This is a genomic window from Methyloversatilis sp. MC4-4, from assembly GCF_049843555.1.
GTDB lineage: Bacteria > Pseudomonadota > Gammaproteobacteria > Burkholderiales > Rhodocyclaceae > Methyloversatilis > Methyloversatilis discipulorum_B.
In genome coordinates this window covers 688,142-700,032 of sequence record NZ_JBBHZK010000001.1, presented here as the reverse complement: position 1 = coordinate 700,032, position 11,891 = coordinate 688,142, and the positions used below count along the sequence as shown (strand labels likewise).

At 67.1% G+C, this 11,891-nt stretch carries 8 protein-coding genes; 6 read left to right on the top strand and 2 right to left on the bottom strand.

Translation table 11 applies throughout. The features are described 5' to 3' along the window. The 4 genes from mtnA (at position 1) to WDZ97_RS03230 (ending at position 5,207) form a co-directional block, all read left to right on the top strand. On the top strand, positions 1-1,041 hold the full coding sequence (gene mtnA, locus WDZ97_RS03245) for an S-methyl-5-thioribose-1-phosphate isomerase (protein ID WP_425761774.1): 1,041 nt from the start codon (positions 1-3) through the stop codon (positions 1,039-1,041). Between the two features lie 179 nt (positions 1,042-1,220). Then, positions 1,221-1,850: a class II aldolase/adducin family protein gene (locus WDZ97_RS03240; RefSeq protein WP_425761773.1), complete on the top strand. Its 630-nt coding sequence runs from the start codon at positions 1,221-1,223 to the stop codon at positions 1,848-1,850. A 114-nt stretch (positions 1,851-1,964) separates the two neighbouring features. After that, positions 1,965-4,580, top strand: a complete 2,616-nt coding sequence (locus WDZ97_RS03235) for a response regulator (protein WP_304003805.1) — start codon at positions 1,965-1,967, stop codon at positions 4,578-4,580. A gap of 42 nt (positions 4,581-4,622) precedes the next feature. Further along, a complete protein-coding gene (locus WDZ97_RS03230) occupies positions 4,623-5,207 on the top strand; it encodes a rhodanese-like domain-containing protein (RefSeq protein ID WP_425761772.1) in 585 nt (194 codons plus the stop codon). On the opposite strand, the gene WDZ97_RS03225 is transcribed toward WDZ97_RS03230, so the two are convergent. Together WDZ97_RS03225 and WDZ97_RS03220 are read right to left on the bottom strand one after the other, a co-directional pair. After that, positions 5,208-5,732, bottom strand: a complete 525-nt coding sequence (locus WDZ97_RS03225; protein WP_304003807.1) for a cytochrome b — start codon at positions 5,730-5,732, stop codon at positions 5,208-5,210. A gap of 140 nt (positions 5,733-5,872) precedes the next feature. Then, positions 5,873-7,753: a potassium transporter Kup gene (locus WDZ97_RS03220; RefSeq protein WP_304003808.1), complete on the bottom strand. Its 1,881-nt coding sequence runs from the start codon at positions 7,751-7,753 to the stop codon at positions 5,873-5,875. 123 nt (positions 7,754-7,876) lie between these two features. Here WDZ97_RS03220 and WDZ97_RS03215 point away from each other — a divergent pair, with 123 nt between their 5' ends. After that, on the top strand, positions 7,877-8,248 hold the full coding sequence (locus WDZ97_RS03215) for a nucleotide pyrophosphohydrolase (protein ID WP_425761771.1): 372 nt from the start codon (positions 7,877-7,879) through the stop codon (positions 8,246-8,248). 97 nt (positions 8,249-8,345) lie between these two features. Next, a complete protein-coding gene (gene mfd / locus WDZ97_RS03210) occupies positions 8,346-11,777 on the top strand; it encodes a transcription-repair coupling factor (RefSeq protein ID WP_425761770.1) in 3,432 nt (1,143 codons plus the stop codon). Positions 11,778-11,891: the final 114 nt, after the last annotated feature.

Below are 11,891 nucleotides of genomic sequence, written 5' to 3'. Positions count from 1 at the left end.
ATGACCGACACCCCCAGCCCGCTGCGCATCGACAACGATGTGCTCCACATCCTCGACCAGACCCGCCTGCCCTTCGCCGAAAAAGAACTGCGCATCGACACCGCTGCGCAGGCGGCCCACGCGATCGCCTCGATGCAGGTGCGCGGCGCGCCGCTGATCGGCGCCATCGGCGCCTTCGGTCTGGCGCTGGCGCTGCGTGAGGCGGCCGACGACGCCGCGCTCGACGCCGCCCGAGGCACGCTGGCCGCCACCCGACCGACCGCGGTCAATCTGGCCTGGGCGCTGGACCGGGTCGCACGCGCGGTACGTCCGCTGGCACCTTCGGTGCGGGCCGACGCCGCGTGGCACGAGGCGCTGGCGATCTGCGACGAGGACCGCGCTGCCAACCGCGCCATCGGCGAACACACGCTGGCGCTGATCCGCGCGCTGCCGGCATCCGGCCGCATCGATCTGATGACCCACTGCAACGCCGGCTGGCTGGCCACGACCGGCTGGGGCACTGCACTGTCCGGTATCTATCTGGCGCAGCAGGCCGGGCTGGACATCCACGTCTGGGTGTCGGAAACGCGGCCGCGCAACCAGGGCCTGCTGACCGCCTGGGAACTGGCGCGCGCCGGCGTGCCGCACACCGTGATCGCCGACAACGCCGCCGGTCAGCTGATGCGCGAAGGCCGCGTCGACGCGGTGGTGATCGGCGCCGACCGCATCGCGGCGAATGGCGACACCGCGAACAAGGTGGGCAGCTATCTGAAGGCGCTGGCGGCACACGCGCATGCACTGCCCTTCTGGGTCGCTGCGCCGTGGTCGACCATAGACCAGAGCTGTGCCGACGGCGATGCGATACCTATCGAGGAACGCAGTGGCGACGAGGTGCGCGTCGTGCGGGGCGCCGAGGGCGGCGTCACGGTGCTCGACGCCGGCCGCGCTGTCGCCAATCCGGCCTTCGACGTGACGCCGGTCGCACTGCTGAGCGCCATCGTGACCGAGCGCGGCTCGATCGACTGCGCGGCCGGGCAGACGCCGAAACAGTTCGCGGCCTGACTTCATCCACAGAAGTTAATGTTGTTTCGAGAAAATTGAAACCCTTATGTGACAACGGTTTCCAACTGACGATGTGGGGAAACCACTGACGTTTCGTCAACCTTTAACACGGACACGCTTGTAATCCGCGGCGTGTTGGGGATAATCGGCGGCACTCCACAATACAGGGGCACACCCTGATGACTGAGGTCAGCGGCGCCGACGTGCACTCTGCGGCTCGCCGGTTGGAAGCGTGCGGACTGAACCGCGGTGCGGCTGGCAATGTCAGCGCGCGCCGCGGCACCGCATTCCTGATCACACCGAGCGGACTCGAACCGGATGCGTGCACGCCGGACGACATGGTTCTGGTCGACCAGGACGGCGGTTTCGCAGGCCGGCTCAAGCCGTCCTCGGAATGGCGCATCCATCGCGACATTTATCAGGCCCGGCCCGAAGCCGGTGCGGTCGTTCACACGCACGCCCCCTTCGCCACCGCGCTCGCCTGCGTCGGTGCAGACATTCCCCCGTTCCACTACATGATTGCGCGCTTCGGTGGCGCCACGGTGCGCTGCGCGCGCTACGCCACCTTCGGCGAACAGGCGCTGTCCGACGCGGTGATCGACGCACTCGACGGGCGCTGTGCCTGCCTGATGGCCAACCACGGCATGCTGGTGTTCGGCCGCGATCTGGCTCAGGCGGTCGCGCTGGCGGTCGAATTCGAAACCCTGTGCGAACAGTACTGGCGCGCACTGCAGATCGGCACGCCGCAGCTGATCGACGACGCCGAAATGGCGCGCGTGCTGGTCAAGTTCGGGAGCTACGGACAGTGAATGCGGCGCCGCATCACGGCCTGCCGGTTAAAGAAACCGTGCCCACAGTCGTGAACCGGAACTACTCCTTCTCATCGGGCCTCGCGGCCGACTGCCCTACGAGCTGAGCCGGTCATGCCCACCACTCTTCTGTCACACGGCACCACACCGCGCAATGAAGGCACGGAACGCCAGGTCGAGGCGGAACTGGTGGCGCTCGCCTACCGGCTGACGCCCTTCACGCTGCTGATGGCCATCGTGCTGGCCAGCCTGATCTGGGGCGTTCTGCACAACATCGTCGATCCGCGCGCGCTCAGCGTCTGGCTGGTGGCGATGGTGGTCGTGAACGTCGGTCGTTACGGTCTCATCCTGGCCTGGCGCCACGTGTCGCCGGGCATCAACGAGACGCTGATCTGGAAGTGGCTGTTCATGCTCGGCGTGCTCGCCGCCGGCTCCGCCTGGGGGTCGCTCGGCGTGTTCCTGATGCCGCCGCCGGGACATCCCTACGAAATGGTGGTGCCGCTCTGCCTGGTGGCCGTGTCCGCCGTCGGGCTGTTCTCGCTGACCGGCATGTGGAAGGCCTATCTGTGCATGGCGCTGCCCACACTGCTCCCCACCGCCTATTTCTATCTGCGCTCGCCCGAGCCGGAGCGCGAGGTGCTGGGCGGCTTCATCCTGCTGTTCCTGATGATCGCCGTCGTCAACGCCCGTCGCTTCCAGCGCAACACCGCCGAGTTCATCCGGCTGCGCCTGCACCACGCCAAGGTGGCGCAGGAAAACGAGGAAGCGAAGGAGAACGCCGAACAGGCCAACCAGGCGAAGAGCCAGTTCCTGGCGAACATGAGCCACGAAATCCGCACGCCGATGAATGGCGTGCTGGGCATGGCGCAGCTGCTGCTGCGCAGCGAACTGAACGGCGAGCAGCGGCGCTACCTGGAAACGCTTTACCGCTCGGGCGAAAACCTGCTCGATCTGCTGAACGACATTCTCGATCTGTCGAAGATCGAAGCCGGCCGCTTCGACCTCGTGCGCAGCGAGTTCGACCCGCGGCGCACGCTGCGCGAAGTGACCGAGCTGCTCGGCGCCCAGGCACGTGAAAAGAACCTGACACTGGCACTCGACGTCGACGACGCGGTACCGGGCCGCATCGAGGGCGACCCCGGTCGCCTGCGCCAGATCGCTGTCAACCTGATCGGCAACGCCATCAAGTTCACCGACCACGGCGGCGTGTTCGTCACGCTGCGCGCGCACTCGATGGACGACGACCTGATGCTGCACGACCGCCCGACCAGCGGTTCCGTGCGCATGGTCATGTCGGTCCGCGATACCGGCATCGGCATCGCGCACGACGACCAGGCACGCATCTTCGACGCCTTCGCCCAGGCAGACAACACTGCCTCGCGCCGCTTCGGCGGCACCGGCCTCGGGCTGGCGATTTCGCGTCAGCTGGCCGAAATGCTCGGCGGCTCGGTGACGCTGCGCAGCGCCCAGGGCATAGGCTCCACCTTCACACTGTCGCTGCCGTGCAAGGTGGTATCGACCGGCATCGAGGAAGCGCAGAACAGCCTGTCGCTGCCCACCTTGCCGCGACTGTCCGGCAGCGTGCTGCTGGTCGAGGACAGCCCGGTCAATGCCGAAGTCGCCTCCCACATGCTTGAGGCCTTCGGCCTGCGCTGCACGCTGGCGCGCGACGGTCGACAGGCGCTGCAGGAGCTTGAGCACGCCCGCTTCGACCTCGTGCTGATGGACTGCCAGATGCCCGGCATGGATGGCTTCGAAGCCTGCGAACGCATCCGCGATCGCGAACGCCTGGTCGGCCTGCCGGCCACGCCGCTGATCGCGCTGACCGCCGGCGCCAACGACGGCGACCGCGAGAACTGCATCGCCGCCGGCATGGACGACTACCTGGCCAAGCCCTTCCGCGAAGACGACCTGTACGCCATCGTGCGCAAGTGGCTGCCGGACAACGCGGTGTCCGGCACGCAGTCGATCTCGATCGACGCGATCAACCAGCAGGACCGTGCCCGCTTCGCTGCGCTGTACGAGAAGGAATCGCAGCGCAACGTGCTGGCCATGCAGGAAGCGCTGCGCGAGCGCGACGAGAACACGCTGCGCCGCGCCGCCCACACGCTGAAGTCGCTGGCCGTGCATGCGCAGGCCTTCGACCTGCACGACACGATGCGTCGGCTCGAAGCCGCCGCGCTGGAAAAGGACTGGGCGCTCGCCACCACGCTGGTGCCGATCGCCAGCCGCATGCAGCTCGAGTCGGCGCGTCGCGTACTCGAATGCAGCCTGGACAGCGAAGGCGCGCAGGGCGCACTGCCCGACGCGCTGGACATCCTGATCGTCGACGACGACGAGGCGGAACGCTTCCTGATGCGCCGCTCGCTCGAAGGCGCCGGCTGCACGCACATCCGCGAGGCGGAGAGCGGCGAGCAGGCGCTGCTGATGGTGGGCCAGCAATGCCCGCACGTGCTGCTGCTCGACGGACTGATGCAGGGCATGGACGGCGTCGCCACCTGCAAGGCGCTGCGCGAACACTACAGCGCCGACAAGCTGGTCATCGTGATGCTGTCGGGCATCGAGGACCCGGCCTGGCAACGCGCAGCGATGGACGCCGGCGCCAGCTGCTTCGTCGCCAAATCGGTATCGCGCGACAAGCTGATGGATACGCTGACCGCGCGTCTGGCAGAACTCGACCGCCCGCTGCGCAGTCGACTGCGTGGCAAGCCGCGCCTCAGCGTGGCCTGATCGCCGCCTCCCTGCGCGGCGATCCCCGCGAAGGAGTCCTCGATGCGATCAATCTTCCTTGCACTCGCGCTGTACGCATGCAGCAGCGCCTACGCCATCGATCCCGCCGCCGTGCCGCCGGACAAGCGCACGGTGCTGGACCGCTATCTGACCTCGGCCGAGGCGCACCGCATGCTGAGCGAAAACCCCGGCGGCACGCTCTTCCTCGACGTGCGTACCCAGGCCGAGGTGAGCTATGTCGGCGTGCCGGCCGGCATGGACGCCAACGTGCCCTTCATGCTGGTCGACTTCGACCACTTCGACGCCAAGTCGCGCCGCTTCACGCTGCACAAGAACCCTGAATTCATCCGCTCGGTCGAACAGCGCCTGCAGGCCAAGGGACTGGACCGCAACGCCGACATCGTGCTCATCTGCCGCTCCGGCGACCGCACGGCGCGCGCCGTCAATGCGCTGGCCGCGGCCGGTTTCACCCGGGTATGGACGGTGATCGACGGTTTCGAGGGCGACACCGCGGACAGCGGCGCCGAGCGCGGCAAGCGCACCGTCAATGGGTGGAAGAATGCGGGCCTGCCGTGGAGCTATGCGCTCGACCCGGCACAGGTCTGGCTGCCGCCCGGCGCCCGCTGATCAGCGCCCGGGCAGCATGCGCGACAGCAGCCCGTCGCGATCGATGAAGTGATGCTTCAGCGCGGCCAACACGTGGCCCGCCACCACCAGCATGAAGAACCAGTTCAGCAGCCGGTGCGTCAGCAGCAGCGCCTCGCCCAGCGCCTCGTCCTTGGACAGCAGATCGGGCAGCGGCAGCACGCCGAACCAGACGGTCTGGAAGCCCTTGGCCGAACTCATCAGCCAGCCGGACAGCGGCACGATCACCATCAGCAGATAGAGCAGATGATGGCCGGCCTTCGCCGCCGTCACCTGCCAGGCCGGAATGTCCGCGGGCAGTGCGGGCGGCCGGTGCGTAATGCGCCAGGCAAGGCGCGCGAGCACCAGCAGGAACACGGTGACGCCGGCCCACTTGTGATACGAGTAGAACTTCAGCTTCTGCGGTGACAGCGGCAGTTCGACCATGTAGAGGCCGAAGCCGAACATGCCGAACAGCATCAGCGCGATCAGCCAGTGCAGCGACATCGCGGTGCGGGTATAGCGCATCGTTGTTTTCCTGTGCGAGGGGTGAAGCAGGCTGGAGGCGCATCGGCCTCCGCGAGGTTCGGCATTGTCAGTGCGTCGCAGTTCCGGCGGAAGCCCCGGCCGGTGCGGCCGGGAAAATTGCCCGCAGCCGCCGCAGCCGTTCAGAGACTGATCTGCGTCCCCAGCTCGACCACCTGATTCGGCGGCAGGTGGAAATAGTTCGCCGGCCCTTCTGACTGCCGCATCATCCAGCCGAACAGCGCACGCCGCCACGACTGCAGGTCGTCACCCTGGCCTTCGACCACGGTCGCGCGGGCGACGAAATAGGTGGTGCTCATCGGCTCCAGTTCGAGGCCCAGATCGGCCAGCGCGGCGAGCGCCTTCGGAATGTCCGGTTCCTCGCGGAAGCCGTAGCGCGCCTCCACCGTGTAGTGCTCGCCACCGAGCTTGTGCACTTCGATGCGGTCGATGTCCGGCACGCGCGGCACATCCTCGATCATCACGTGCAGGAAGAACACGCGCTCATGCAGCACCTTGAAGTGCTTCAGATTGTGGAACAGCGCACTGGGCACCGTTTCCGTATCGGACGTCAGGTAGATCGCCGTGCCCGGCACACGCGGAACGTCCAGCGGCGGTCCGCCGATGAAGTCGGCCATCGGGATGTTGATGCGCCGGCGTTCGCGGGTGATCAGCGCAGTCCCCTGCTTCCACGTCGTAAGCATCGTGAACAGCGCACCGCCGAGCAGCATGGGCAGCCAGCCACCGGCCATGAACTTGGTCAGGTTGGACGCGAAGAACAGCATCTCGACCACCAGGAAGACGCCGAGCACGGCGAGCAGCAGCGTCTTCAGGCGACGCTGCGACATGGTCGTGATGAACAGCATCAGCAGCGTCGTGATGATCATGTCGCCCGACACCGCGATGCCGTAGGCCGCCGCCAGTTCGCTCGACGTGTCGAACTCGAGCACCAGCACGACCACGGCGACCAGCATCATCCAGTTCACCGCGGGTATGTAGACCTGTCCGCGTTCGGTGTCCGAGGTGTGCAGCTGACGCAGGCGCGGCAGGTAACCCAGGCGCGTCGCCTGGGCGGTGATCGAGAAGGCGCCGGAAATTGTCGCCTGCGACGCGATCACGGTGGCCATCGTCGCCAGCGCGACCAGCGGCAGCCGCCAGTCCTCGGGGGCCAGCATGAAGAAGGGATTGCTGACGGCCTCGGACGCGCGCAGCACCAGCGCGCCCTGACCGAAGTAGTTGATCAGCAGCGCCGGCGACACGATGAAATACCAGGCCAGCCGCACCGGGCGCCGGCCGAAATGCCCCATGTCGGCATACAGCGCCTCGCCACCGGTCAGCGCAAGGAAGACCGCACCGAGCAGCAGGAAGGCCTGCCCCGGCGTGTCGATCGCGAACGAGACGGCGTAGGCCGGGTTCAGCGCGCGCAACACCTCGGGCGTCTGCGCGATGCTCGATGCACCCAGCAGCGCCAGCACGGCGAACCAGACGATGGTGATCGGCCCGAAGAAACGCCCCACGACAGCCGTACCGGTGCGCTGCACGCAGAACAGCAGGACCAGGATGACGATGGTGATCGGTTCGACCCAGTGCTCCAGAGTGGGCGTCACCACGGCAATGCCTTCGACCGCCGACAGCACCGAAATCGCCGGCGTGATCACCGCGTCACCGTAGAACATCGCGGCGGCGAACACGCCGGCTGCGGTGACCGCCGCAACGCGGCGACGTACGCCGGTGCGCGCCGAACGCTGCGCCAGCGAAGCCAGCGCCAGCGCGCCACCCTCGCCCTCGTTGTCGAAGCGCAGCACGATGAACACGTACTTGAACGAAATGATCAGCGTGACCGCCCAGAACAGCGCCGACAGCGTGGCCAGCACATTGGCCTCCGACAGCGGCAGTCCGTGCGATCCGGCGAAGGCTTCCTTGAAGGCGTAGAGCGGGCTGGTACCGATGTCGCCGAACACGACGCCGAGTGCGGCAAGCATCAGCGGCGCAAGGGCTTTCGGCTCTTGAGTGGCCTGGGTCATCAGGGGAATCGGTGGGAAGACGCTGCCGATACTGCGCCGCACCATTTGCAAGATCAAGTCTTGACGGCGACGCAAGGATGGAGTTTTGCAACAATCACACACCTCCGTTACTTCGATCACGCCATGCCGTCGCACACCGACACCACCGACCTGTCCGCCCTGCGCGACCTGATCCGCCAGTTCGTCGATGAACGCGACTGGGCGCAGTTCCATACGCCGAAGAATCTGGCGATGGCGATGAGCATCGAAGCCGCCGAGGTGATGGAGCACTTCCAGTGGCTGCCCACCGGCCGCGAACTGGCCGACGACAAGCGCATCGCGGTCGGCCACGAACTGGCCGACGTGCTGGTCTATCTGGTGCGTCTGGCCGACGTGCTGGACATCGACCTGCCGGCTGCGGTGGCCGACAAGATGGCGCTGAATCGCCAGAAGTACCCCGCCGACCGGGTGCGCGGCGACGCGCGCAAGTACGACGAGTACCCCGATCGCGAATGAAGCGGGCGAGGCGGCGCAACCGGTTTCCGGGATAATCGCGCCTCTGCCGTCACCGGCGGCGCCCGAACGTTCGAGCGCCCCACTGCTCTACCCGCACATGACTTCATCGCCCTCCCTGCTGTCCCGTCTTCCCCGCCCACGCCCCGGTGGCCGCACCGACTGGCCGAAGCTGCCGGGCGGCGCCCAGGCGCTCGCGCTGTCCGAGCTTGCACGCGAGCTGGGCGCCCCGCTGGTGGTCGTTGCCGCGCGTCCGATGGACGCCCAGCGCCTGCTCGACGAACTGCGCTGGTTCGCCCCAGCCCTGCGTTCATTCCAGCTGCCGGACTGGGAAACCCTGCCCTACGACCAGTTCTCGCCGCACGCAGACCTGGTGTCGGAGCGGCTGGAAACGCTGTACGCACTGATGCGCGGCGAACTGGACGTGCTGGTGGTACCCGCCTCGACCGCGCTCTACCGTCTCGCGCCGCGCGAATACCTGGCGGCCCACACCTTCTTCGTCAAGCAGGGGGCGAAGCTGGACGTCGAGGGCCTGCGCCTGCAGCTCACCGTGGCCGGCTACAGCGCGGTCACCCAGGTGGTCGCGCCGGGCGAATACAGCGTGCGCGGCGGCCTGGTCGACCTCTACCCGACCGGCTCCGCCCTGCCCTACCGCATCGACCTCTTCGACGACGAGGTCGAAAGCATCCGCACCTTCGACGTCGACACTCAGCGCACCGTTTTCCCGACGCAGGAAATTCGGCTGCTGCCGGCGCGCGAATTCCCGATGGACGACAAGGCGCGCGCCGCCTTCAGGTCGCGCTTCCGCGAAACCTTCGAGGGCGATCCGTCGAAGTCGGTCATCTACAAGGACGTGTCCAACGGCGTGCCCAGCGCCGGCATCGAGTACTACATCCCGCTGTTCTTCGAGCGCACCGACACGCTGTTCGACTACCTGCCGGCCAACGCCGTCGTGGCGCTCGATTACGAGGTCAATGACGCGATCGCCGACTTCTGGCGCGACACGAAAAGCCGCTTCGACCTGATGAAGGGCGAACGGGCGCGGCCGATACTGCCGCCGCCGGACCTGTTCCTGTCGGAAGAACAGTTCCACGTATCGTTGGCCAACCGCCCCATCGTGCGCCTCGGCCGCGGCGACGAAGTGGCCGCGGTCACGCCGCTGCCCGACCTTGCCGTCGAGCGCAAGTCGGACGACCCGCTGTTCCGGCTGCGCGCGCTGGTCGCCGCGCAGCGCGTGCTGGTGGTGGCCGAATCGGCGGGCCGGCGCGAAACGCTGACCGACTACTTCACCGAATACGGCTTGGCCAACGCCGCCTGCGACAGCTTCGACGCGGCGCTGGCGAGCGAGGCACGCCTGCTGATCGCCACCGGCCCGCTGGCCGAAGGCTTCGCGCTGACCTCGCCATCGATTGCGCTGGTCACCGAAAGCGAGCTCTACCCGTCGCAGGCCCGCGCGCGCAGCAAGCGCGACGGCCGCAAGGTGACCGCAGAGAACTTCCTGCGCGATCTCACCGAACTGAAGGTGGGCGACCCCGTGGTTCATCTGCAGCACGGCATCGGCCGCTACATCGGCCTGATGCACATGGACCTCGGCGAAGGCGAGACCGAGTTCCTGCATCTGGAATACGCCGACGGCGACAAACTCTACGTGCCGGTGTCGCAGCTGCACCAGATCAGCCGCTACAGCGGTGCGCCCGGCGACCAGATCACGCTGCACAAGCTCGGCTCCGGCCAGTGGGAAAAGGCGAAGAAGAAGGCCGCCGCGCAGGTGCGCGACACCGCCGCCGAACTGCTGGCGCTGTACGCGCAGCGCTCGGCGCGCAAGGGCCACACCTTCGGCTTCAGGCAGCACGACATGGACGCCTTTGCCGAAGGTTTCGGTTTCGAGGAAACGCCGGACCAGCTCAACGCGATCAGCGCGGTGGTCGGCGACATGACCTCCGGCCGGCCGATGGACCGACTCGTATGCGGCGACGTCGGCTTCGGCAAGACGGAGGTCGCGCTGCGCGCCGCCTTCGTCGCGGTGGCCGACGGCAAGCAGGTCGCCGTGCTGGCGCCGACCACGCTGCTGGCCGAACAGCACTACCAGACCTTCTCCGACCGCTTCGCCCAGGTGGCGCACGAGTGGCCGGCGCGCATCGCCGAGATTTCGCGCTTCAAGAGCGCGAAGGAACAGACGCAGGCGCTGAAGGAGGCGGCCGAAGGCAAGATCGACGTGCTGATCGGCACCCACCGCCTGCTGCAGAAGGACGTGAAGTTCGCCCGTCTCGGCCTGGTCATCATCGACGAGGAACACCGCTTCGGCGTGCGTCAGAAGGAGGCGCTGAAGGCGCTGCGCGCCGAAGTCGACGTGCTCACGCTGACCGCGACGCCGATTCCGCGCACGCTGGCCATGTCGCTCGAAGGCATCCGCGACTTCTCGGTCATCGCCACCGCGCCGCAGAAGCGGCTGGCGATCAAGACTTTCGTCAGCCCGTGGTCGCGCGGACTGATCCGCGAGGCAGTGCTGCGCGAGTTCAAGCGTGGCGGCCAGGTGTACTTCCTGCACAACGAGGTCGACACCATCGAGGAAATGAAGACGCGGCTGGCCGACCTGCTGCCGGAAGCGCGCATCGTGGTCGGCCACGGCCAGCTGCCGGAGCGCGAACTGGAGCGCGTGATGCGCGAGTTCACGCAGCGGAAGCACAATGTGCTGCTGTGTACCACCATCATCGAAACCGGCATCGACAACCCGAACGCCAACACCATCATCATCAACCGCGCCGACCGCTTCGGTCTGGCCCAGCTGCACCAGTTGCGCGGCCGCGTCGGCCGCAGCCATCACCAGGCTTACGCCTACCTGCTGACCGACGCGCACGCCAAGCCGACCGAACAGGGCCGCCGTCGCCTCGAAGCGATCCAGATGATGGAAGAGCTGGGCTCCGGCTTCTTCCTTGCCATGCATGACCTGGAAATCCGCGGCGCCGGCGAGGTGCTGGGCGATTCGCAGTCCGGCGAAATGCAGGAAGTGGGCTTCAACCTCTACACCGAAATGCTGAAGAGCGCGGTGAAGGCGCTGCAGAAGGGCGAGGAAGCCGACCTCACGCAGCCGCTGGACATCGTGTCGGAAATCAATCTGCACACGCCGGCCCTGCTGCCGACCAAGTACTGCCCGGATGTGCACGAGCGGCTCACGCTGTACAAGCGACTGGCCAACTGTGAAACCGACGACGAACTGGGTGGCCTGCGCGAAGAACTGGTGGACCGCTTCGGTCCGATGCCCGACCAGACCCGCGCACTGCTCGAAACGCACCGCCTGCGCATCGCCGCCCGGCCGCTGGGCATCACCAAGATCGACGCGCACGAAACGCTGATCCTGATCACTTTCTGCCCCAACCCGCCGATCGAGCCGATACGCATCATCCAGCTGGTGCAGAAGGACCGGAACTTCAAGCTGGCCGGACAGGACAGACTGTCGTGGAAGCGATCCAGTCCCGACCTCGACAGCCGGGTCGGCGCCGTACGTGAACTGATGAAGAAGCTGAGCGGCTGATCGCCGCACCCGGCGCAATGCAATGTACCGGTGCGGCGACCGGCACAGCCCGGCCACACCCGCCCCGGCCTGCGCCGGCGCGGCTTATGCTGTAGCGCCCCGTTCTGGAGTGAC